This window comes from Enterococcus sp. 12F9_DIV0723, assembly GCF_002174375.1.
Classification (GTDB): Bacteria; Bacillota; Bacilli; order Lactobacillales; family Enterococcaceae; genus Enterococcus_A; species Enterococcus_A gilvus.
This window is the reverse complement of record NZ_NIBK01000002.1, coordinates 428,673-450,367: the sequence shown is the minus strand read 5'-3', so window position 1 is coordinate 450,367 and position 21,695 is coordinate 428,673. Positions and strand designations below refer to the sequence as shown.

The window sequence follows — 21,695 nt, the reverse complement described above, 5'->3', positions numbered from 1 at the left end:
CTTTCGCCAATCTATCCGAACTGATTGTCCTCAATCAAGCCATTTTCTAGGCAAAAATGGTAGATGCCCTCTTCGGCCACATGTCCGATGACTTCATCCGCGATTTCTTTCAAATCCTCAGACGCATTGTCCATGGCCAAGCCCCAGCCAACGGCTTCAAGCATCTCAATGTCATTATTCCCATCGCCAAATGCAATCGCTTGGTCTCTATCAAAGCCATAATAATCCAGCATTTGTTTGATCCCAGTACCCTTACCGCTGCTAGTTGGGATGATATCCACCGCACGATCCCACCAAGCCGTAATCTTTGAAGCCGTCGTATGCTTCATTACTTCCGCATACTCTTCTTTGCGAGCGCCTAGCATTAATTGAAAGATTTCTTCCTTCTGTATCGTCGCATCAAAGTCCTCTGATACAATCACCGGTTGATGAGCGAATGCAAAATAATCAATTAAATCCACATCTTCGCCATTCGTAATGGTTTTATCACTCGTAGCGATCGCTACCGGACGATTCAGCGCCTTCGCATTTTCAACAACTTGCACCACATCCTTTTGCGGAATCGGATTTTTATAAATACTCTCTTTTTGGTTAAAACAATAAGACCCGTTAAAGGTCAAAAAAGCATCAAAAGTCAGATTTTCAAACTGAGGCAACGCGATTGGGCTTCTCCCCGTCGCAATGCAAAGAACAATATTCTGTTCTTTAAGCGCTCTCAAAGTTGCCAGCATCTTTTCTGAAATTTGTTTTTTCTCCATATCAATCAATGTACCATCCACATCAAAAAAAATAATCTTTACATCCTTCATCCTGTTCCACCTTCTCTTACTTCCTATTTTCAAGCCTAAACCTTCTACTAGATTCCGTTTACTCTACGTTCCGCCTTTGCTTTTTTCATTTTCCCATAGATAATCGGTCTTTTCTGCTAAAAAAGCACATTTATTACCAATCCTTAATTTCTGTGATTTCGATACAACTTTCGGAATTCTGAGTTCTAAAAAGCGACGTAAAAAAGCCATAAATCGGACTCTTCCATCCAAATTTACGGCTTATTCATAAAGTGCATCTCTTCCCCATATTATTCAGTGCTGTTGTGTTCTAGAAAAGAGCCTTATTCACAACTTGTCATTTTATTGAAGATGAACTTTACATCAATCATTTGAATTAAGAGAAATGATATTTTCACTTTCTGGATCAAAGAAATGACTCTTACTGACATTAAATGCCAATTCCACAGTCGCTCCTGGCTGGTGGAAATCACGTGCATCTACCCTTGAAATGAACTCCGTCTCACCCGTTTTCGTATACAACATCGTCTCTGCTCCCAACAATTCTGAAACAACAACATTCGCCTTCACTGTGGAATCTGGTGCCGCATCAATAGCGATTGGCTCTGTGTGAATGTCTTCTGGACGAATACCAAAAATTACATTTTTCCCTTCATAGCCTTTTTCAATTAGCATCTTATTTTTTCCTTCAGGAACACGTAGGCACAATCCTTTTCCGTCGGTAATATAGCCATTGGATATGGTGACAGGGAAGAAATTCATCGCTGGGGACCCGATAAAGCCTGCAACAAATTTGTTTTTCGGTGTATTGTACACTTCCTGCGGTGTGCCAATCTGTTGGATGAATCCGTCTTTCATAATCACGATGCGATCTGCCATTGTCATTGCTTCTGTTTGGTCATGAGTGACATAGATCGTTGTCGTTTTTAACCGACGATGCAGTTTGGCAATCTCTGCCCGCATAGCCACCCGAAGTTTTGCATCCAAATTGGATAATGGCTCATCCATCAAGAAAACTCTCGCATCACGAACGATCGCCCTTCCTAATGCAACTCGCTGACGTTGTCCGCCTGAAAGTCCAGAGGGTTTACTTTGCAGGTACTCCGTCAAACCCAGTATTTCAGCCGCGTTTTCAACTCGTTCTTTGATTTCAGCTTTTTCAAATTTCCGCAGCTTCAAGCCAAAAGCCATGTTATCAAAAACTGTCATATGTGGGTACAATGCATAATTCTGGAACACCATCGCAATATCGCGATCTTTTGGTGCCACATCATTCATTAAGGTCCCACCGATCTTAAATTCCCCTTCGGAAATATCTTCCAGTCCTGCGACCATGCGTAACGTAGTTGATTTCCCACAACCAGAAGGCCCGACAAAAACAATAAACTCACGGTCTTTAATCTGTAGGTTAAAGTCTGTAACAGTGTAATTCTCGTTGCTTTCGTATTTTTTGTAAATGTGATTTAACTCTAATTCGACCATTTTCCATCTCCCGTTTCTTTTTTCCTATCCTCTGGATTCTACTGGACTTCTTTCCCGTCAGCTTGTTTAGCTTGCTGATTTATTTCCTGCAGAATGTTCTCGACAAATTGACTTTTCTCATGAAAATAAGCCATTAGGTCGTCAAAATGTTTCGCAGCTAATGCTTTTTTCAACTGCGCATACTCTGCCATTGCCGCTGGATGTGTTCTTAAATAATCCCGAAACTTCGTATGATAACGATGTGGCGGACTATCCTGCGTGCAGACATATAATTGGTAAGTCATAAATTCATCTTGATACGGCCGCTCAAAAACTTCTCTTCCTTCAACGCCCTGATCGCCAACATGCACATAATCAAGGCGTTCCACCAAGCGTTTTTTCACCTCTGGAAAATCTTTCATGGAAGAAATGACGATATCAATATCCAAAATAGGTTTACCAGCTAAGCCGGGAACCGATGTGCTGCCGACATGTTCAATTTTTAGAATCCGATCAACCAATTCTTCGTTCAACATTTTTTGGATAGCTGTAAACTGCTGCGGCCACGCAGGATCGTACTCGACGATCTGAACTTGTTTTTCCTCTGTCATTTTTTCTCTCCTAGATTGTACGTCCTACATCAATTGAGCAATCTTTTCAGCTAAAGAGTTCTCTTTTGAGCATTGCCTCCCAAAATGATCCGTGTAGAATCCATGCGGATCAACCTTCCTAATTACTAAAACTATCCAAAGTCATCAAATGGTACAAACCATTGATCTTTGCTAATTCTTCCAAGTCACATTTTGGCTCACGATCATAGGTCAGCAAACCATTGATTTCTTGTTCCACATCGCTCAACTGAGTATAGCAATAGCCCCAAAGACCTTCTGAAGCAAAAACAGCTTCCATCACCCGGCGATAGTCTCTTAAAAATTCTTCCCCATTCTCCACGGAGGTATACCCCCAACCAGGTTGACCAGAGACATCAAAGCCAATGCCGCCAAATTCCGTTAATAAAATCGGCTGTTTTTGGTAAGAAAAGCCGTTAGCAAAAATCGGCCATGGCGTTGAACGTCTAGTGATCAATTTTTCAACCGTGGACAAACTGTCTTTGAAATAGAGGTACTTTTCTTTTTCCTCTTCTTCCCCATGCGCATAATTGTGGATCGCGACAATGTCTGTATCTGTCAATGCCCAACCATCATTAGAAATCACCAATCGTGTAGGGTCCAACGATTTGATATAATGATACATCGTTTGTGTATAGTGCTGTTGTTGGCGATCGAAGGAAATGTTTGGTACTCCCCAACTTTCATTGACCGGCACCCAAGTAACGATTGATGGATGATTGTAATCACGGCGAATAATATCTGACCACTCTCTTACTAACCTTTCGGCGGAATCATGGGTATAGACAGTTGGTGCGGCACATTCTCCCCAAACAATGAAACCAAGCTTATCCGCCCAATAAAGAAAACGAGGATCTTCTACTTTTTGGTGTTTACGACAGCCGTTGAATCCCATTTCTTTCGCCAACTCGATGTCTTTGATAAAATCTGCGTCAGTCGGAGCTGTCAATAAGCCGCTCGGCCAATACCCTTGATCCAACACCAGTTTTTGATAGTACGGCTTATTGTTTAGAAATACCATGCCGTCCTCTGCATGAATCTTACGTAAGCCAAAATAACTGGAAACTTCATCCATGGTTTGACCTTCCGCAACTAAGCGAAACTTCACATCAAATAAATTGGGGGTTTCCGGTGTCCAGGTCCATCCTTCATTATGATAATTAGTACGGAAAATATGATTTTGAATGAGTTCCACGTCAAAAACAGTTCTTGTTGATACAACATCCAAATTTCCTGATGCGATCGGTATTTCACCATAGCTAATCTCATAATTTAACGATGTTTTCGACTGCACGGATGGGAGCTCCACATCAAAGGAGACTTTTCCTTCGTCAAATAACGGCGTGATTCGAATGTCTTTGATATAATTCTGTGGAACGATTTCCAACCAAACCGTTTGCCAAATCCCAGTAGAGTTCGTATACCAAATCCCCCGAGATTCAGCCTCCCAAAATTGCTTTCCTCGCGGAATCGTTTCATCATAGTGGCTGTCATACGCCCGCACACTGATTTCTTGCTTTGCATTCGTATTCAAATTTTCCGAAATATCGATTGAAAAACTAGTATTTCCACCAATATGGTGACACACAAGTTGCCCGTTGATATAAACCTCAGCTTCATAATCCACCGCGCCAAAATGAAGAAGTACACGTTCTTCCTTTGCAGGGTGAACCTCAAAAGAGCGCTTATACCAAACAATGTCATGGGGCGTTCGATCGTTGATTCCACTCAATTCAGATTGGTAAACAAAGGGGACATTGATCGTACTGTCCAGTTGCTTATCAGCGAACCAACGCTCCTTCTTTCCTTGATTCTCATCATCAAAGGCGAATTGCCATTCGCCATTTAAATTCATCCAGAACTCTCTGACAAACTGTGGACGCGGGTATTCATTTCTATTCATTTTCTACTCCTGACCTGCTTAACCAGCCTGACTGCTTAAGCGAATACTTTTATTTTTTGCTAGCAGGATTACTGCTGCCGACATTCCTAACACTAAACTAATGACATCTAAGATCATGTAAGAAAACAGCGCTTGAATCAATAGAACAACGCCGATCGCTCTAATGACTTGATCGTCTTTAATGTATTTTTGACTAGCGATCAAATTGAACAAGCCTAGACCGATCAATAATGTGCCAAAGCCACAGATAAACAAAAAGGCATTCCCGAAAAGCGCATTCATTCCATGATACTTTGTGCTAAAATTACTGGTATTGTGATGGGAAAAAAACTCTTGATAAATGCCATAAAACACGATCGTAATAAGCCCGTCGATGACTTGCCAAGTCCCCATAATTTTGATTAACATTCGTTCTTTTTTTCGACTCATCTGCCTTATCCTTTCACACCTGCTGAAAGTGACATTGATTGCAGGAAGTATTTTTGTGCAAAAAGATATAAGATGAAGGTCGGAATGATCGCGATCAAGGCCCCGGCCATCAACAAACCCGGTTTAACATCGTACATTCCTTGCAACAGTTGCAACCCAGCCGTTATTGGCATGCGTTCAACATCATTAAACACAATCGATGGCCACAAAAAGTCGTTCCAAGAACCTGTAAAAGAAAACAATGCAACGACTAATAGAACTGGCTTCACCAAGGGCAGAATAATTTTTGTAAAAATGGTAAATTCACCTGCACCGTCAATTTGTGCTGCTTCGTCAAAATCCTTTGGTATGTTGTCCATAAATTGTCTCACTAAGAAGATATTGAAAACGCCCGCCGCGGCCGGTACGATCATTGCCATTGGAGTATTCACCCATCCGAAAATATCAACGATTTTATAGAGGGGAATCAAATTTACTACCGATGGAAACATCATCGTCACCAATAAAAAGGTGAACAACAAATTTTTCCCTTTGAAATTCAAGCGACTGTAGGCAAAGGCTGAAAAAGAAACAACAAACAGCACCAAAATCGTATGAACTACGGCAATAAACATCGAGTTCAAAAACCATCTTAATAACGGAGCACTTGTATTGTTGACCAATAAGTTGGAGTAATTACTCATCACCCATTCTGCGGGCAAAATCTTAAAGCCGCTAGTCATGATTTCTCCATGAGACTTAAAGGATGTGAAAAAGCCGTAAAGTAATGGCAGCATCCAGATGACTGCCATGACAAATAAAAATAGAAACGCTACGATTTTTGTCACTGGTTTTTTTTTCATTCTATTTCCCTCCTAATCCTTATTTCTCAGCAAAACGAATTGCACAGCGGAAACAACCATGATACACAGTCCTAAAATGACCGCTAACGCTGAAGACATCCCAGCAATCGACTGACCAGAACCAAAAGCATTCTGCTGAATATACATTAAAAGCACCCGCGTTGAATCATTCGGACCACCTTTAGTCACCATCAACGGCTGGCCATAAACATTAAACTGAGAAATCGTCGTCATGACAACGGTATACAAAATCTGGCCTTTAATCGCAGGCAATGTAATCTTGAAAAATTTCTGTACAGAAGTGGCGCCATCAATGTCCGCTGCTTCATAGAAATCTTTTGAAATTCCGTTTAGTGCCGCTTGATAAATGATCATGTTTCCACCGATCACCCACCAAACCGTCACCACGACTAAAGTAGTCCAAGCATAAGGTTGAATCCCTACCCAAGGAATATCCGTTCCCAACAAGTGATTGATCGGTCCGAAGCTGACATTGAACATCATCGTCCAAAGAATGGCTACTGCAGAAATCGCGAATAAGGACGGTAAATAGAATAAGGACTGAAACACTTTCCAAAATTTCGGTTTCGCGTTCAACGCAGCCGCCAACAATAATGGAACGATAATACAAAATGGCACGGTGAAGATCACGAATAGTACGGTGTTCTTAAGACCAATCCGCAATTGCTCATAAAAAATCGAGTCTTGATTAAAGAGTATTTCTTGATAATTAGACAATCCTACAAACTCCGGTGTCCCAACAAGATCCCAATCAGTAAAAGAAACAATCACCCCAAAAACTGAAGGAATCAAGAAAAAGATAAAGAAAATAATTAAATGCGGTGCTAGGAACAGCCAAGGTTTCATCGCAATCTTTATCGGCTTTTTGGTCTTAACATTTTCGGCTGTTGACATCATATTGTTTTCATCCTTTCATCACTAAGAAAGAAAAAGCGTGATCGCAGTGAAAAACCGTTCTTACTTTGATCACGACTTTTTTCCTATTTGTTCGTTTTGTCCTTGGCAACTTTTTCCTTCACTTCTTTTTCCATTCCAGAAGTAAAATCTTTGACTGATTTTTTGCCGAAAACTGCATCAAAACCATTTGTTTCCAAGTAATCGGACACATAACCAAAATATTTATAATCGAAGATGGTCAGTGTTTCTCTTTCTTTTGGATCATTGATGTAAAGGGATTGAGGCATTTTTTGATACTCTTCGTTTTCTAAAATGTCTAAGGACGCAGGGTTTTGTCCAGCTTTTGCCCATTCCAATGAATTGGTACGCACCCATTCAATGAAATCTAGGATTCCTTTCGTCTTTTCATCTGTCCGATCGTCATTTTTAAACATCACGAACTGATGAGAAGACGACCAGTTGACTGCCTTGCTCAAATCGTCTGACAATTGCGGTGAATTGGTAAATCCCCATTCAAATTCTGCTTCATTCACTGTATTTTGCGCCCAGATTCCTTCAGGTAGAAAAATCGCTTTACCCGACACGAAAATTTGCGCTGCATCTTCCCCATCTTTATTTGTATAGCCTGCCTCAGAAAGGTCATGCCACATACCGATTGCCTCTCTTGCTGGAGGTGTATCCAATGTCGGATCAATCCCATTCTCAGATAATTGACCACCATTTTGTTTAAGCAATGACATGAAATTTGGTTTTACCCAAGTAGCTCCAACAGCAGCGATCTTATCCGCTTTCGCTTTTTTTCCTGCCTCTTTTATTTCATCAAAGGTCACGATATTATCATCTAGAGCATTCGGACAATATTTTTTCACTAAATCTTTATTATAATAAGTTCCCCACGAATGGATATCTAATGGTAATCCATAACGTTTTCCATCCAATTCACCGATATTCCAAGCGGCCTCTACATAATTTTCACCTTTAATTTCTGAGTAATCACCTAACGCCTCGTCATAAGGTGTGAGCATATCTCCATCTTTGTATTGTTGGATGCGTTCCGCGTGAACGATATTCAAGTCAGGAATATTTTTACCAGAGCTGACAACTGTTGGGATTTTCTTGTACATATCGATTTCTTTCATTGCAACATTTTTTACTTTATACTCTGGATTTGTATCGTTATATTCATTGATCATGGTTTTGATATTTTCACTATCGGCACCAGTAAAGGGGTTCCAGAAAACAATTTCTTTCTTGTCTTTTGCTGAAGAGCCACCAGACGACTCCCCCTTTCCGCATCCCGCGAGCAATCCTAAACACGCGCTTGCCACAATCACTAAACTTGCCATTTTTGATAGTTTCATTTATTTTCCTCCTTTTTACTAATAAGTTAATCTTTTTAATTCATTCGAAAAAATAAAATTAACTAATTTGTCAAACATAGAATTTCCTTTTGTTCTGAAAAGAAAATATCATGCATAGAAAGCGCTGTCAATGAAGTTTTGACAAACAATCTCAAATAAAACATTTTAGTTAAACACGACATATGATATACTTGTTTGACAAATAAACAATTTAACTTTTTGGTTAAACGGAGGATTTTATGGAACTAGATTTAAGTACGTATTCGCTGCCCGTTCTTGAAGCATTAGCAAGCGAAACAAGAATCAACATTCTATTATTTATCGGAAATAACAAAAAAAGCATCGGTGAGATTGCTCAAAATCTAAAACTCAGCAATGCGATCGTGACCAGACATGTGCAGCAAATGGAAGATGCAGGACTGCTAGGGTCAGAAAGAGGAATCGGTGTTAATCGCAACAAAAAACTTGTCTATCTAAAAGTCGATACCATTCACCTCTCCTTTCCTGAAAAGGTCTATCAGGAGTACAAATCCCACCAAACGAACCTGCGTTTAGGTCATTTTACCGACTTCCATGTAGAGCCGACTTGCGGTCTTGCTACGACAAAAGATATCGTTGGCTTAACCGATGAACCAAAATACTTTATGGATGAAAAACGCGTAGATGCCTCTTTGCTTTGGTTTAATAATGGATTTGTTGAATATAAAATTCCGAATATGCTTCAAGAAGAGGAGATTCCCGAAATGCTGGAGCTCAGCTTTGAAGTTGCGTCGGAATTTCCGGTTTCAAATAACGTTTGGCCGAGTGATATTTCAATTTTTATTAATGACAAAAAAGTAGCTGTCTATACGGTGCCCGGGAATTTTTCTGATATTAGAGGGCGTTATACGCCTTTATGGTGGGGAGATGAGTTTAGTCAATATGGGCTATTAAAACATCTTAGAGTGAATAAGTTAGATACGGGTATTGACGGTCAATCCTATTCTGAATTCTCCATTGATGAGTTGAATCTACATGAAGAAGAGTTTATAACATTACGATTTGAAATTGAGGCAGACTCAAAAAACAAGGGTGGATTGACCTTGTTTGGCAAAGGCTTCGGAAACCATGATCAGGATATAAAAATCAATGTCTACTATCGCGAAAACAACTGACTAAAACGTGTCATTTTCTGGCTCTCTTAATTTTTTTCACTAAAAAACTTCCTTGATAGAAGCTGGCTCTCTTCAATCAAGGAAGTTTGTTTTCTATTTATTCATTTCTGTTTCGTGAAGCAAACTCATTAATTCAAACCCCGTATTCACCTTCGAATAGATCGAACACACGACAAACAATCGTTTGCCCGCAAACGCCGTCTTCTTAAATCGGCGTGAGGACGCGGGGATATGGTGGTGCCCGTGGATCGCGCCGATGATATTGTATTGGGCGAATAGCCTCTCTATCTCTGGTTCCCCGCAGGTATTTTCCTTATTGTAGGCGTCACTCGTTTCTGGCAGCAGACTCAATTCATTGAATAATGGTGCATGACTCACGATCACTGTGGGCGTCTCTTTGTCTGTGTCCAACAAGTTTTTTAGTGTACGCAGAATGAAGCGCTGCTGCTCCTTTTTTCGTTGGACTAAAGCGACAGGAAGGGTTAATCCAATATATCGAACCCCTTCATAAACAAGGCTCTCGTTATTCAACACAGTCATTTTCGGAAAACGCGGAGCGATCTCTGACTTCACCGCTTCGTAGAAATCGTGATCCCCTGTCGGCAGCAAATACCATGCTTCATCTGGCTCCCGATGCAGCTCCTTGAACCACTCATAGTTGAAAAAGGGTTCCCACTTTTGCCACTTCGCATCGGTAAAATCGGTCGTCTCCGGCAATGCATCGGTTAGATCGTGATTTCCCAGAAGATAGATTCCTTTGATTTCTTCCTCCGTGAGATGAGAATCCGACATATCTCCCGCCATAATGTTGAAGTGTCGATTGGTAAAAGGCAGCGGCCCCTCCTTCACGTGGGCGTCAGACACTACATTGATCAAATTTCGATTCTCCGTGGAATGAACATTGGTGAAATATTTTTCCGCCTCGTCGGGTGGAACACTGTGCGCGATGTAATTCTCCCGCGTCCTTGCCAATTCCTCGCCATATTCTGAGCGTAACAGCGGCTGGGTATTGACCACTGGAGCAGAATCTGCCACCACCAGCGCGTTCTCCAATCCCTGCTTCACCTCCTGCGGCAGCAAGGACAACGCCGAATCAATATCTGAATGGATCGTCAATCCCTGATCGATCAACTGCTGATTTTCTTCCCCCGTCTCTAAGAACTGTACTTCTTTGCCATCAATCATTAAAGGCAACGAATTGGCTGCTTGGACAACAAACTTCAAATATTCCGAAAGATACCCGGCGATCCCAGTTTTGGCATTTTCACTAAAGAGGAATTTCCCCGCCAGATTTGCCGACAACGGTCCTGTCTCATCGTGCTGCATCAATCGCCCCGCGACTTGGATCTCCAGTAACGGATTTTGCAGGATCGCCTTGTAGGCTTGCTTTACCTCAAAGGAAGTATCCGATACTCGGTTCCCCGTCACTTGAAAAATACTCAACGTCAAATACTTTTCGATCGTCGATTGGTGCAGCTCGATGTAGCCCCGAATTTCCTCTGGATGGAGCAAATACTGGATTGATGCCCGCTGAATATAATTTCGCGCAGTATCATAAGGGATCGCTGAATAGACAAGATCGCCCCTTGACGAAATCGCCATGGACCGTTTTCTTGTATCATAGGTCAATTGAAAATACTCATTTCTAAAGACGGTTTTATTTACTGGACGGCGGCGATTTTCAGGATAGCCGGCGATCCGTTCAGCCAGCATCGGTGATAGTGCCCCGTTTAAAGGTAAGGGAATGGTCTGCTTTTTGATGACTAGTTCTTTCTTTTCGTCCTTTGGTTTCACAAAAACACCTCGATTCAAGGAGGGACTCTCCTGTATACTATGTTCATTATAACGATTTCGCCGATCATTGGCGGAATAAGTCGTGAATCCAATGAAATTTTTAGGAATTTCTCGTCTGCCGGATCAAGCTTGAGAAAATAACAAGTAAAACGGGTTATACATTATTTCGTTTTCCTAAACATATTTGAAGAGAATGATTTCCCTTTCAATGGTAGCATGGCTTCAGAGAGGGAATGATTATAGATGGAATTAGTTATTGGCAAAACGATCACGACAATCGATTGCTACGGTGAGGAAGTCACAGGAATCATCGAGAAAATCTATGCGAACACGATCATCGTCGGCACCACGACAGAAAAATCGGTCTGCCCCATCGCATAAATAGTAGAAGAACAAACGGCAACGCATCGAGAGAGTGCGCTGCCGTTTTTGTTTGACCCTAGTTTTTTCCAAACTGTAAAAAATCAGAATGCCTTTGCTGTTCGTTTATCTCGTATACTATATGTAGAAAAGAACTATAAAAGAATTAGGTGATTATTTTGGAAAAATATGTCTATGCTGCTTTGCTTTCTTCTTGTATTTTTCTGGAACGTACGTCAGTCATAAGCCTTTCCGTGTTTTTGCTTGTATTTGGAATCATCGCTGGAATCGCTGCGGGCCGTGTTTTTCTTTTTCACAAGTACGAAGTCTTCTACCTATTTCGTAAAGACGGACTCCTTAGTGAAAATGGGAAAATCGTGATTCTCTGCTCCAGTGTGCTCATTTATCTTCTCGCGCTGTCCTTTATAGCCATCGGTTCTTGGATGTTCTTCCAATGAGCCTTCTTCAATTAAAAAAGACCCTCAGAGGTCTTTTTTAATTGGCGTTGGCTTCCACCACATACACCTGATCATCTTTGAGACACAATTCATCGACTAAAAGACGCTTCATCTCTTCTTTTTTCAACGTCGTCTTCCCTCTGAAAACATCGCTGCCATACACTTCCCACTGGGCTGCTTCTTTTATTTTGACATGCTGAAGAATGTTCGGCGCAGGGACCGCTTTGAATGAGACCACCAGCTCATGTAGGACGACATCAGCGGCAGCTTTCTTCGATCGCATGCCGAAATTCGCAAGAAAGGACCGCCATTGCGGCGCTCGATTCGCCATATTCTCCACCCCAAATCATTATTTTTCTTTTTGTATCCGCTTCATTTGCTTAATTATACCAAAATATGCGCAAAATTAATAAACTCCCCCTGTTTATTTTCAGAAATGTACGTGTCAATCAGAAAAATGATTCGAGGCTTTTTGAATCGATAAGCTGCCTTTTCCTTGTTCCCTTAGAATTTCAACAAATATGAAGGATGATCTAGTCCAGTGGGTTCATAATACTGGTTGCCTTGAAATTGGAAGCCGAGTTTACTCAGCACCTTGGCGGACCCTTGATTTTCTGGATGGTGGCCGGCGAATAGTGCGGTCAAGTCGGTGCTTGACCTTGCATAATCAATGACCGCTGCTGCCGCTTCCTTTGCAAGGCCTTTTCCCCATGCATCAGGGACTAAGTGAAAGCCGAGTTCAGCGACATGATTCTCTAAATCGTAGGCATGGAGCCCGCAGCAGCCGACGAATTTTTCGCCATCCTTTAGAAAAATCGGCCAATATTGAAACCCGGCAGTCGCCTGACTATCGATCTCCAGCTGCAAGCGCTGAGCGACTTGCTCTTTCGACAGGTTCCCCTTCTGCGCTATAAATTTCGTCACATTGGGATTCCCCCAAAGTTTTTCCGCCCATTGACTATCCTCTTCTGACCAAAAGGAAAAATAAAGCCGCTCTGTTTCTAATTGTTTTCTTCTCATAGCTATCACTCATTTCTATCGCTATTTCTTTTTACTATAAACACTGTTGTTTCTATTAAACGACAAAAAAATATCCAAGTAAACACCGTCTGCACGAGTTTTCTTGGATATCCTTAGTTCTTTTAGTTTAGTATACGCGGACACCAAAGTCTGGTGAATAGTATTGAGTCGAACCGTATTTCACGTTTTCACCTGGTTGTGGTGCGTGAATGTATTGGTCGCCTCCGGCTGAGATCGCTACATGGTAGCTTGATCCTTTGTCGCCCCAGAATAATAGATCCCCTTGTTGCGCTTGGTCAACTGAAATTTGTGTACCTGATGATTCTTGGGCCACAGTCCAAACACCAATGTCTTTTCCAGTTACTTGTTTGTATACATATTGAGTAAGACCTGAGCAGTCAAAGCCGCTGGTGTCTTTTCCACCCCATACGTAAGGTGTGCCGATATATTTCTCCGCTTCGTTCACAACTTGCTGACCACGTGTAGCATCAGTTGATTGTTGTTGTTGTGCGGCTTGATCTTGTTGTTGTTGCGCAGCTTGTTGCTGTGCAGCTTGTTGCTGTGCAGCCTGTTCTTGTTGTTGCTGTGCCGCTTGTTGCTGAGCCGCTTGTTCTTGTTGTTGTTGCGCCGCTTGCTGTTGTGCTGCCTGCTCTTGTTGTTGTTGAGCGGCTTGTTGCGCAGCTTGTTCTTGCTGTTGTTGTTGTGCGGCTTGATCATTCTGAACCGCTTGTTTTTCAGGTGCTGGCGCTGGCTGATCTTGCTTCACTGCCGGTGCTTGCTCTGCTGGAGCAGGTGCATCTGAAGTTGGTTGCGGTTGAGCGATATCTGATGTTGATGCCAATGTTGAAACATCTGTTGAAGCAGTAGTGTTGACTACTGGTTGTTCCGCTGCTGGTGCTTGCGGTGTTGCATTTTCAACCGGTGCAGTTTCCACAGGTGCTGCTTGCGGTGCAGGTGCAGCGTCTTGTGTGACTGCGCCATTTCCAACGATCACAGATTGTCCAGCATAAATCGTGCTGTCATCGATCTTGTTCCAATCCGTAAACTCTTTTACACCGATTCCGAATTGATCCGTGATAGAATTAACTGTATCGCCAGATTGAACCGTATATTCTTTTGGTTGTTCTGGTGCCGCTGTTGCCGCTTGTTCTGCTGGTGCCGGTTGTGCAACTGGCGGTGTCACAGGTTGAGTAGCATCATAGCTAGTCAAGTCGTGCTCTTGAATCGTTGAAACCAATTTTTGAACATAGCCTTGATCTTCGTTTAAGCGTCCGGCTAACGCTGCTGCTGCAGCTTGGTAATCTTTCGCATTGCTGCGCCAAGTTCCGCTGAAGTAGTTTTCGTTGCCGTCGCGAGAAGTTGTTTTGATGATCTCGATGTAATCTTGGATCGCTTCTTTATATGAACCGTATTTTTTTAATTCTTTCTTTTCGGTTTGACCGTTTCCAGAATCCTTTTTGTCTAGCATTGCTGACTGGCCTTGATATTGACCTTCTAAACCAAATAGATTGTAATAAGGTGCCTGTGCGTATTCGTTGTTTCCCCAGTCACTTTCTACAATGGCTTGCGCGATCATGATCGAAGCATAAAGGTCATGCTTTTCTGCTAACGGTTTGATTTGACTAGAAATTTCATTTATAAACGCTTTTTGATCAACATTTGACGTAGTGGCTGTCGTTTTTCCTTCAACGGCTTCAACTTTATGCGTATTTAGTAATGGTGCCGCTACCGAAACCGTCACTAATGCTGTACCTACGACAGCAGACCCCTTTTTAAGATAGCGATAGTTAGTGGTCTTCTGTCGTTTTTGCTGACGTCGTTCACGTCTCGTTAAAACTTTATTTGACATTTAACATCTCTCCGTTTCTCTCTCTCATTGCTTTCTTAACGTAATTAATTATAACACAATAGAAATGGGCGGTCATTGTTAACGATTCCTATTTTTTGATATTTTAGATTATTTTTTACGGATTTAGACCAAAATGCCCTATTTTTCAATTATTTTCCGAATAGTTAAAAAAAAGATTCCACAACCACCTTTTTAAAAGTCGTTTAGAAATCTTTTTTGTCCATTCGAACAAACGAGGTGATCAATTGCTAAAAGAAAAAATCAGAAGCCTGCCGAAAACACCTGGAATTTACAAGATGAAAAACACGCAAGGGAAAATTATCTACGTCGGAAAGGCAAAAAATTTAAAACAACGTGTGAGTTCTTACTTTATTAAAAACAGCCAGCATTCTAGAAAAGTGCAAGAAATGGTTCGCTGGATCGACGATGTGGAGGTCGAATTGACCGATACAGAATTCGACGCTCTCTTATTAGAATGCCATTTGATTCATCAGATACGTCCTCGATACAATCGTGTGATGAATCATTACGAAAGCTATGGCTATTTTCAATTTACTGACCAGACACCCTACTTAAAGGTGTTGAATGAATGGTCCGATAAAGGTTTAGTGATCGGTCCATTTTTCAAAGAAAGCAAAATTCAAGAATTAAAGCAGATCATCAACAGTGTTTACCGCCTCGATGGCCCCTTGAAGTACGTGGCAGGAATCGTCAAGGATTATCGTGAGATCAGTCCTGACGCAGAATTTGACTTGCGCATCCAAGAAATCAAGGAAACCCTTTTAGGGCAATCCACGGCGTTATTGACACGAATCGATGAGCGAGTCCAGGCAGCGAGTGCGCGACACGATTACGAATCCTCGCATCAATGGTGGAACAATTACTTGACCGTCCAGCGCTTCTTACGCCGCAACAAACAATTGATCCAGATCATGCAAAACAAGACCTTCGTAGGGATCTTGCCTGAGGATGGACACTACTATTGTTACTTATACGCAAAAGGCGAGCTGTTGACTCGTGTCGTTTATCGGCGAGAGCCTACCTTCGAGCAAGCCAAAAAGCGTATGGAAAAAGCCGTTTCTGCGAATACTTGGCAGCGGCTTGAAGCCAAGGATCGACTAGATAAATCAGATGTCGATCTCTTCCCTCTCTTCTTCAATTACTTGAATAAACACGGGCAGGTACAGGCTTTTGAGGGGGATTAGAAGGGGTTCCCATTTGTATTCGATTTCATTCCTTGTTACAATCAGCGTAGGCGTTTATGAAACGGGGGAGAACCATGCAAATTGAGAAGATCACCAAACCTGCGCAAATAATCGTTTCGATGTCCACTCACCTCTCACGTGAGCACATTCCAAATTTCATCGGAACCTCTTTTGTCGAACTATTAGAATACATTCAAAAAAACGACGCTGAGCTCGTAGGAACACCGTTTGTTTCCTATTTGAACTTAGACGATAAAGGGCAGCCGCGAGATGAACTCTTGAGTATCGAGATCGGCTTTCCCATTAACAAAGAAATCCCTTCAACAGAAAAATTTCAAAGTTACGAGCTGCCAAGCTATCAAGCCGTACGCACCTTGTACGTTGGCGATTATGAAGATTTGGCGGACTCTTATGAAGGTCTGATCGACGCGATCAAGCAAGAGAACGGCATCTTTACCTTCCGAAGCTACGAATACTTTTTGACAGACGCTTCGGTGCCACTAGAGGATCAGGAAACAATGATCGAGATGACCTACCGTCCAAAACGAAAAGATCTGATAGCAAATTAGCCGACAGATCCATTCATTAGAATAAAATGAGAGCCCTTCCTGCTATTCGGCGAAGGGCTTTTTTGTGGCTTCTAAGCCTCAAAAGGAGGCTCTCTTAAAACATAAAAACGTTCTTTTATCTCTTAAAAGACCCTTTGCTCGTAAAATAAAAAAACACTTTGAATGAACACATCAAAGAGTTTTTTAAAAGTTATTTATAAGTTGTTGACGGTTGATTCTTAGAAAAGGAGAAGCACCGAATATTAATTTTCTCTTAATTGATCATTTATAAGCAAAAATTAAGCGATTCGACCGCTATTTACCGAAAACAAAAATAGCATTTTTTGTCACACAAATGAAATATATCGTTCCAAAAATAACTATAATCGTCACATGATTTTTCTGGATTACACTTTCAAAATATTCCTTCGTTCTTTTTGAAGGATATAAAAAAGTTTATTATCTTTCGTAAAACATCCCTTTTTATTTACATGATCAAAAATGGGCGGACATTTCTTCATTATTACTCATTTTACTTTTTAGAAGGTTTGTCCCCACGCATCGAAATGCACGCCTGCCTCCGAATACGTCATACGCGTCAAGCTTGAATTATCAACGATGCCGCTTTCCCGAATTTTAGCAAGTGGCGCACCCTTTAACGTATTTAGCAGTGCCATCAATAAGATTCCATGACTGACGACCAATAATTTTTCCTCTGGATAGGCCTTCGCCGCTTCGTGAATGACGGCCGTACTGCGAGCGATCAACTGCTCATAGGTTTCCCCATGGAATTTTTGCGCATCAAACAAATCTGGACGTGTCCGATAATTTTTCAAATCCTCTGGATAGGTCGCCGTGATTCGATCGATCTTCTCACCATCCCAATCTCCTAACCGCATTTCCCGCAGACCTTCTACGACTGTCAGCTCTACCGGGGAATCATTCGCCGCTAAAATAATCTTCGCCGTCGTTTGTGCCCGCATTTGGGGAGAAGACAGCGCACGGTCAAAGCGCACGTTTTTCAAATGCTGCGCCATTCGTTTTGTCGCTTCTACACCAGAAGCAATCAGCGGGGAGTCGACTGTCCCACCATTGAAACGCCCTTCCGCATTGATCTCTGTTTTCCCATGTCGGACAAAATAAAATTCTGTCACACCTCTTCACTCCTATTCAATCGTCCTTCTTCAAATGTTCCCATCTAGTATACACTACTATTCAGTGAATGAGACCAAAAAGAGGAACGATCCCAAAAAATAACTATTTTATTAAATAGTAAGTTCTTTACAGCGTGACATTGTAATCGGATTCATTTATAATGAAAACAACTACCAAAACTTATATTGAACGGTTTTCCCTTTATATAAGGAGATTGAAAACTTAAATTATAGAAGGAATTAACTCGTAATTAAGTAAAAAATTAGTTCAACCAACAAATCTATTTGAATGGAGGGCATCACATGGAAAAAGATCGCAAACAAACCAGTACTGATCTAGCACTAGCTACTTCAGGAATTTTTAGTTTGATACTTTTCAGCATCCTGATGCTTGCTCGCGTAGTCGAGCATGGCGAATACATGGATCTGATCAGTCTCTTTACGGGTGCTGCCGCTGCATTTTGTTACGGGAAATTTCTTTGGATCAAACAAAAGTCTTGGTTAACACTATCTGTCGTCCTCTTTCTCTTATGTATTTTCTTTTTTATCCGGTACTTATTTTGATTCTTCTCTGCTGGTTTCGTACCAGCAGTTTTTTTCTGCCTGAAAGTTTGCTACTATATATAGAAGGAATTTTTGATACCTGTTTAAGGAGGACACGATGCTTGATTTAGCTGTGTTGGTGGATTGTCTTACTACGAGTCCGAAGAACCCAACCTTTCACTCGGATACATTAATACTCGCGGGGAACAGCCTGCCTGATTTGATCGTTTCTACAGCCCGCTTTTGCGAAGAAGAAACGGAGATTCAGCGTGTCCTTTTCGTCGGTGGTGTCGGTCACGGCACGGGGCCGCTGATCGCGAATTGTAAAAAGCAATACCCTGCCCTTGTTCGTGAGGAATGGGACACGCTCTCAGAGGCGGAGATCACGCAGGAAATTTTTTCCTTTTACTGCAAACGTCCCCTCACGATGTTGTTGGAAAAACAATCAACAAACACTGGTGAAAACGCCCGTTTTTCTCACGAGATCTTCCCAGAGGACCCGCCGAAAAATTTTTGGCTCGTTCAAGACCCGTTACTCCAAAAGCGGACCCACGTGACCTTTGCAAAAGAATGGCGACTGCCCTTGTCCGCGATTCAGCCTCTCATTTTTGAGCAGCCTGTACTGATCGCGATGGATACAGCGCCTCACTTTTTAAATTCGGCGATGGACACTTGGTGGGACAAGGAATACTTTTTATCCCTTGTCCTAGGAGAGATTCGGCGGCTGAACGACGATGAACGGGGCTACGGACCAAAAGGAACAGGTTTTATTACCCACGTGGATATCCCAAGAGACGTCTTGGCAAGTTATCGGCGGACCGAGAAGTATCTGGCGAATAACACACGACAATAAAAATCGGCAACAGACAGTCAATTCTCCTGTCTGTTGCCGATTTTTTTATCTCTGTATCCTGATCGTACTTTGAAAATGGTCGTTGCTGTCCTGATTCCGTTCATTACACCCATTTTCTCAACCATATGTAAAAAAAGAAGCTCTCGAAAAGGAGAACTTCTAGCTGCTACTCGATCACGGTTCCGACGAAGCCTGCGACCTTATCGAATAAGTCTCCGAATAAACCTGACACGCTTTGCCATAACCCGCCGAAATTCGGATTCGCGACAAAATTTTGCGCTTGCGCAATCATTTGATCTTTATACACATAAATAATAAATAGCAAAAACAGCACGCCGGCGATACGCCATAAAACTGATCCAACCTTGACGACAAAGAAAACCAGCAACGCGATAAACGCAATAGCTATCAATTGATCCATTTAAAGTTCCTCCTTTACTACAACTATCTATCGTTTTAGTCCATTCATTTATAGGATGGGTAGCTTATGGATATAGTATGCCTCATTTTTATATTATTTTCATGGGTCGAAAGTCTGATATCTTCTATTATAAGAATTCCTTAAACACCTCATTCTAAGAGTTCTGTAAGCGATCCCCTTCTTACAGCCACATACTTCTCAGCAGTTTATGAAAGAAAACACCCTTTATTTCTTTGTGTTTTAACAGAAATTTTCTCATGAACTCTAAGCGTATTTACGCTGTATTAAAAATTATTCTCGTTACTATGGAGTCAAACTATAGCGTAGAAGGAGTCGTATTTGTGACCACACTTACTGAACAAGCCTTAGAAGAACTAAGCCCCTTTGAATTAAGTCTCTTTTTGGAACAAAAGATTCATGAAAATAAACATGTTACTAATCTTCTGAATGCCGGACGCGGGAATCCCAACTGGACAGCCCCTACTCCTCGAGAAGCGTTCTTTTTACTTGGACAATTTGCGACACAAGAAACGTTGTACGGCACGGGCGAATTGACTGCTGGAATGATCCAAACAGATGCGGGCCGCAGCCAGCGTTTCGCTGATTTTCTGGAAGCTCATCCTGGAAAAGGCGCCGACTTCTTGAAAAAGATTTGGTTCTCTGACAACAACTACCTTGGCATGCCAAAGGAAGAATGGTTGACGGAGATGCTGGATCATATCATCGGCGATAATTATCCGAACCCCGTACGGTGTTTGACCGCCTGCGAAGGACCCATCAAAGCCTATTTGAATCAGGAGCTGTTTTCTGACAGCACGATCCCCTTCGATATTTTTGCAGTCGAAGGCGGAACCGCAGGCATCTGCTACATCTTTGATACCCTATTCAATAATTTCCTGTTGAATCATGGAGACAAAATCGCGTTGATGCTGCCGACTTTCGCGCCTTACTTGGAAATTCCAGAATTGCCGAAGTATGCCTTTGAGATCGTCAAGGTCCAAGCAAAACAAACAATGGTCGACGGCAAAATGACCTATCAATACCCGGACGAAGAAATCAACAAGCTGCGGGATTCAGACATCAAAGCCGTCTTTGTCGTGAACCCAAGCAACCCAACTGCGAATGCGTTGGCGCAACCAACGATTGATCTATTGAAGGACATCGTTGCAACAGACAATCCAGAATTGATGATCTTGACGGATGATGTGTATGGGACATTCGTTCCTGTCTTCACGTCGCTCTTTTCTGAGATTCCTTACAACACCGCCTGCATCTATTCGTATTCAAAATATTTTGGTGCGACCGGCTGGCGTGTCGGAACCATCGCTGTCGCCAAACATAATTTATTTGATGAATTGATCGCGAACTTGCCGCAAGAACAAATCGACCGATTGAATGCACGATATGCTTCCCTTACCGCTGATCCAACGACGATCACTTTTATTGATCGGATCGTTGCCGATAGTCGGGACGTCGCATTGAACCACGCTTCGGGACTATCCGCACCACAGCAAGTCATGATGGTGATGTTCAGTTTATACAGCTTGCTAGATGAAGGAAAAGCCTACAAAGCGGAAGTTATGGATATTTGCCGCCAACGAGAAAAACTACTCTTCAGCACTCTTGGGTTGCAAGAACCCTTAGAAGATCTAGACACGGCCTATTACTGTGAGATCAACTACGAAGATTGGTCTCGTAAACGTTACGGCAATGACTTCGCGGATTACTTGAAAAACAAATGGACCGTGACCAAAGTTTTGACTTCCTTAGCGGAAAAAGAACAATTGATGCTGCTGAAAGCTAACGCCTTCGGAAGCAGCGAATGGGCGGTACGGGTGTCCTTAGCGAATTTAGCCACCAATCAATACCCAGAAGTCGGTAAACGGATCATTCGATTGACAGATACGATCCGCGACCAATGGATGAAAACAAAATAACCTTCACAAACCTTGAGCCCTGTGCTCGAGGTTTTTTTGAAGGAGATGTTTTTCTATTTTTTCTGACT

At 42.0% G+C, this 21,695-nt stretch carries 23 protein-coding genes; 8 read left to right on the top strand and 15 right to left on the bottom strand.

Translation table 11 applies throughout. The features are described 5' to 3' along the window. Positions 1-11: 11 nt before the first annotated feature. From A5868_RS15260 to A5868_RS15225, 9 genes are all read right to left on the bottom strand, one after another. On the bottom strand, positions 12-809 hold the full coding sequence (locus A5868_RS15260; protein WP_086304581.1) for a Cof-type HAD-IIB family hydrolase: 798 nt from the start codon (positions 807-809) through the stop codon (positions 12-14). Between the two features lie 63 nt (positions 810-872). After that, the gene (locus A5868_RS19125) at positions 873-1,019 is read right to left on the bottom strand and encodes a hypothetical protein (RefSeq protein WP_176281328.1); all 147 of its coding nucleotides are present in this window, start codon (positions 1,017-1,019) and stop codon (positions 873-875) included. Positions 1,020-1,151: 132 nt separating this feature from the next. Further along, positions 1,152-2,270 carry an ABC transporter ATP-binding protein gene (locus A5868_RS15255; protein ID WP_086304579.1) on the bottom strand — a complete coding sequence of 373 codons (1,119 nt, stop codon included), beginning with the start codon at positions 2,268-2,270 and terminating at the stop codon, positions 1,152-1,154. A gap of 38 nt (positions 2,271-2,308) precedes the next feature. After that, a complete protein-coding gene (locus A5868_RS15250) occupies positions 2,309-2,860 on the bottom strand; it encodes a GrpB family protein (RefSeq protein WP_086304577.1) in 552 nt (183 codons plus the stop codon). Between the two features lie 118 nt (positions 2,861-2,978). Continuing rightward, complete coding sequence (locus A5868_RS15245) at positions 2,979-4,781, bottom strand: glycoside hydrolase family 2 protein (protein WP_086304575.1); 1,803 nt, start codon at positions 4,779-4,781, stop codon at positions 2,979-2,981. Positions 4,782-4,799: 18 nt separating this feature from the next. Further along, on the bottom strand, positions 4,800-5,210 hold the full coding sequence (locus A5868_RS15240; RefSeq protein ID WP_086304573.1) for a hypothetical protein: 411 nt from the start codon (positions 5,208-5,210) through the stop codon (positions 4,800-4,802). 5 nt (positions 5,211-5,215) lie between these two features. Further along, positions 5,216-6,052 (bottom strand): carbohydrate ABC transporter permease, encoded by an 837-nt coding sequence (locus A5868_RS15235; RefSeq protein ID WP_086304571.1) that lies wholly within the window; start codon positions 6,050-6,052, stop codon positions 5,216-5,218. 12 nt (positions 6,053-6,064) lie between these two features. Beyond that, positions 6,065-6,970 carry a carbohydrate ABC transporter permease gene (locus A5868_RS15230; protein ID WP_374044134.1) on the bottom strand — a complete coding sequence of 302 codons (906 nt, stop codon included), beginning with the start codon at positions 6,968-6,970 and terminating at the stop codon, positions 6,065-6,067. 83 nt (positions 6,971-7,053) lie between these two features. Continuing rightward, positions 7,054-8,331, bottom strand: a complete 1,278-nt coding sequence (locus A5868_RS15225) for an extracellular solute-binding protein (protein WP_086304569.1) — start codon at positions 8,329-8,331, stop codon at positions 7,054-7,056. A gap of 239 nt (positions 8,332-8,570) precedes the next feature. Here A5868_RS15225 and A5868_RS15220 point away from each other — a divergent pair, with 239 nt between their 5' ends. Beyond that, the gene (locus A5868_RS15220; protein ID WP_086304567.1) at positions 8,571-9,485 is read left to right on the top strand and encodes an ArsR/SmtB family transcription factor; all 915 of its coding nucleotides are present in this window, start codon (positions 8,571-8,573) and stop codon (positions 9,483-9,485) included. 93 nt (positions 9,486-9,578) lie between these two features. Here the strand turns inward: A5868_RS15220 and A5868_RS15215 are convergent, their stop codons facing one another. Next, positions 9,579-11,297, bottom strand: a complete 1,719-nt coding sequence (locus tag A5868_RS15215; protein WP_139843616.1) for a metallophosphoesterase family protein — start codon at positions 11,295-11,297, stop codon at positions 9,579-9,581. A gap of 225 nt (positions 11,298-11,522) precedes the next feature. Between A5868_RS15215 and A5868_RS19120 the strand changes: the two genes are divergently transcribed. After that, positions 11,523-11,660: a hypothetical protein gene (locus tag A5868_RS19120; protein ID WP_176281327.1), complete on the top strand. Its 138-nt coding sequence runs from the start codon at positions 11,523-11,525 to the stop codon at positions 11,658-11,660. 149 nt (positions 11,661-11,809) lie between these two features. Then, a complete protein-coding gene (locus tag A5868_RS15210) occupies positions 11,810-12,097 on the top strand; it encodes a porin (protein WP_086304565.1) in 288 nt (95 codons plus the stop codon). A 37-nt stretch (positions 12,098-12,134) separates the two neighbouring features. Here the strand turns inward: A5868_RS15210 and A5868_RS15205 are convergent, their stop codons facing one another. The 3 genes from A5868_RS15205 to A5868_RS19480 all read right to left on the bottom strand — a co-directional run bounded on the left by A5868_RS15205 (position 12,135) and on the right by A5868_RS19480 (position 14,966). Continuing rightward, positions 12,135-12,428 carry a hypothetical protein gene (locus tag A5868_RS15205; protein ID WP_086304563.1) on the bottom strand — a complete coding sequence of 98 codons (294 nt, stop codon included), beginning with the start codon at positions 12,426-12,428 and terminating at the stop codon, positions 12,135-12,137. A gap of 173 nt (positions 12,429-12,601) precedes the next feature. Continuing rightward, complete coding sequence (locus A5868_RS15200; RefSeq protein ID WP_086304561.1) at positions 12,602-13,117, bottom strand: GNAT family N-acetyltransferase; 516 nt, start codon at positions 13,115-13,117, stop codon at positions 12,602-12,604. A gap of 127 nt (positions 13,118-13,244) precedes the next feature. Next, entirely contained in the window at positions 13,245-14,966 is a 1,722-nt protein-coding gene (locus tag A5868_RS19480) for a C40 family peptidase (RefSeq protein ID WP_086304560.1), read from the bottom strand. A 296-nt stretch (positions 14,967-15,262) separates the two neighbouring features. Here A5868_RS19480 and A5868_RS15190 point away from each other — a divergent pair, with 296 nt between their 5' ends. Together A5868_RS15190 and A5868_RS15185 are read left to right on the top strand one after the other, a co-directional pair. Then, positions 15,263-16,171 carry a GIY-YIG nuclease family protein gene (locus tag A5868_RS15190; protein ID WP_254911053.1) on the top strand — a complete coding sequence of 303 codons (909 nt, stop codon included), beginning with the start codon at positions 15,263-15,265 and terminating at the stop codon, positions 16,169-16,171. A 74-nt stretch (positions 16,172-16,245) separates the two neighbouring features. Further along, positions 16,246-16,740 carry a GyrI-like domain-containing protein gene (locus tag A5868_RS15185; RefSeq protein WP_086304556.1) on the top strand — a complete coding sequence of 165 codons (495 nt, stop codon included), beginning with the start codon at positions 16,246-16,248 and terminating at the stop codon, positions 16,738-16,740. 518 nt (positions 16,741-17,258) lie between these two features. Here A5868_RS15185 and A5868_RS15180 read toward each other — a convergent pair. Beyond that, positions 17,259-17,873, bottom strand: a complete 615-nt coding sequence (locus A5868_RS15180) for a histidine phosphatase family protein (protein ID WP_086304553.1) — start codon at positions 17,871-17,873, stop codon at positions 17,259-17,261. A 303-nt stretch (positions 17,874-18,176) separates the two neighbouring features. Here A5868_RS15180 and A5868_RS15175 point away from each other — a divergent pair, with 303 nt between their 5' ends. Together A5868_RS15175 and A5868_RS15170 are read left to right on the top strand one after the other, a co-directional pair. After that, a complete protein-coding gene (locus A5868_RS15175; protein WP_010778603.1) occupies positions 18,177-18,437 on the top strand; it encodes a DUF6442 family protein in 261 nt (86 codons plus the stop codon). A 97-nt stretch (positions 18,438-18,534) separates the two neighbouring features. After that, positions 18,535-19,269: a YdcF family protein gene (locus A5868_RS15170; protein ID WP_086304551.1), complete on the top strand. Its 735-nt coding sequence runs from the start codon at positions 18,535-18,537 to the stop codon at positions 19,267-19,269. Between the two features lie 166 nt (positions 19,270-19,435). Here A5868_RS15170 and A5868_RS15165 read toward each other — a convergent pair whose 3' ends face one another. Next, positions 19,436-19,690 carry a hypothetical protein gene (locus A5868_RS15165; protein ID WP_086304549.1) on the bottom strand — a complete coding sequence of 85 codons (255 nt, stop codon included), beginning with the start codon at positions 19,688-19,690 and terminating at the stop codon, positions 19,436-19,438. A 341-nt stretch (positions 19,691-20,031) separates the two neighbouring features. Here A5868_RS15165 and aspD point away from each other — a divergent pair, with 341 nt between their 5' ends. Then, positions 20,032-21,627, top strand: coding sequence for an aspartate 4-decarboxylase (gene aspD, locus A5868_RS15160; protein ID WP_086304547.1), 1,596 nt, complete (start codon positions 20,032-20,034; stop codon positions 21,625-21,627). Positions 21,628-21,695: the final 68 nt, after the last annotated feature.

Bases quoted from the DNA above. Each gene is read 5' to 3' on its own strand.
- A5868_RS15225 (WP_086304569.1), bottom strand. From the start codon at position 8,331: ATGAAACTATCAAAAATGGCAAGTTTAGTGATTGTGGCAAGCGCGTGT.
- A5868_RS15190 (WP_254911053.1), top strand. From the start codon at position 15,263: ATGAAAAACACGCAAGGGAAAATTATCTACGTCGGAAAGGCAAAAAAT.
- A5868_RS15235 (WP_086304571.1), bottom strand. From the start codon at position 6,052: ATGAAAAAAAAACCAGTGACAAAAATCGTAGCGTTTCTATTTTTATTT.
- A5868_RS15175 (WP_010778603.1), top strand. From the start codon at position 18,177: ATGGAAAAAGATCGCAAACAAACCAGTACTGATCTAGCACTAGCTACT.
- A5868_RS15165 (WP_086304549.1), bottom strand. From the start codon at position 19,690: ATGGATCAATTGATAGCTATTGCGTTTATCGCGTTGCTGGTTTTCTTT.
- A5868_RS15185 (WP_086304556.1), top strand. From the start codon at position 16,246: ATGCAAATTGAGAAGATCACCAAACCTGCGCAAATAATCGTTTCGATG.
- A5868_RS19480 (WP_086304560.1), bottom strand. From the start codon at position 14,966: ATGTCAAATAAAGTTTTAACGAGACGTGAACGACGTCAGCAAAAACGA.
- A5868_RS15260 (WP_086304581.1), bottom strand. From the start codon at position 809: ATGAAGGATGTAAAGATTATTTTTTTTGATGTGGATGGTACATTGATT.
- A5868_RS15245 (WP_086304575.1), bottom strand. From the start codon at position 4,781: ATGAATAGAAATGAATACCCGCGTCCACAGTTTGTCAGAGAGTTCTGG.
- A5868_RS19125 (WP_176281328.1), bottom strand. From the start codon at position 1,019: ATGGCTTTTTTACGTCGCTTTTTAGAACTCAGAATTCCGAAAGTTGTA.
- A5868_RS15220 (WP_086304567.1), top strand. From the start codon at position 8,571: ATGGAACTAGATTTAAGTACGTATTCGCTGCCCGTTCTTGAAGCATTA.
- A5868_RS15170 (WP_086304551.1), top strand. From the start codon at position 18,535: ATGCTTGATTTAGCTGTGTTGGTGGATTGTCTTACTACGAGTCCGAAG.
- A5868_RS15205 (WP_086304563.1), bottom strand. From the start codon at position 12,428: ATGGCGAATCGAGCGCCGCAATGGCGGTCCTTTCTTGCGAATTTCGGC.
- A5868_RS15255 (WP_086304579.1), bottom strand. From the start codon at position 2,270: ATGGTCGAATTAGAGTTAAATCACATTTACAAAAAATACGAAAGCAAC.
- A5868_RS19120 (WP_176281327.1), top strand. From the start codon at position 11,523: ATGGAATTAGTTATTGGCAAAACGATCACGACAATCGATTGCTACGGT.
- A5868_RS15200 (WP_086304561.1), bottom strand. From the start codon at position 13,117: ATGAGAAGAAAACAATTAGAAACAGAGCGGCTTTATTTTTCCTTTTGG.
- A5868_RS15240 (WP_086304573.1), bottom strand. From the start codon at position 5,210: ATGAGTCGAAAAAAAGAACGAATGTTAATCAAAATTATGGGGACTTGG.
- A5868_RS15230 (WP_374044134.1), bottom strand. From the start codon at position 6,970: ATGATGTCAACAGCCGAAAATGTTAAGACCAAAAAGCCGATAAAGATT.
- A5868_RS15250 (WP_086304577.1), bottom strand. From the start codon at position 2,860: ATGACAGAGGAAAAACAAGTTCAGATCGTCGAGTACGATCCTGCGTGG.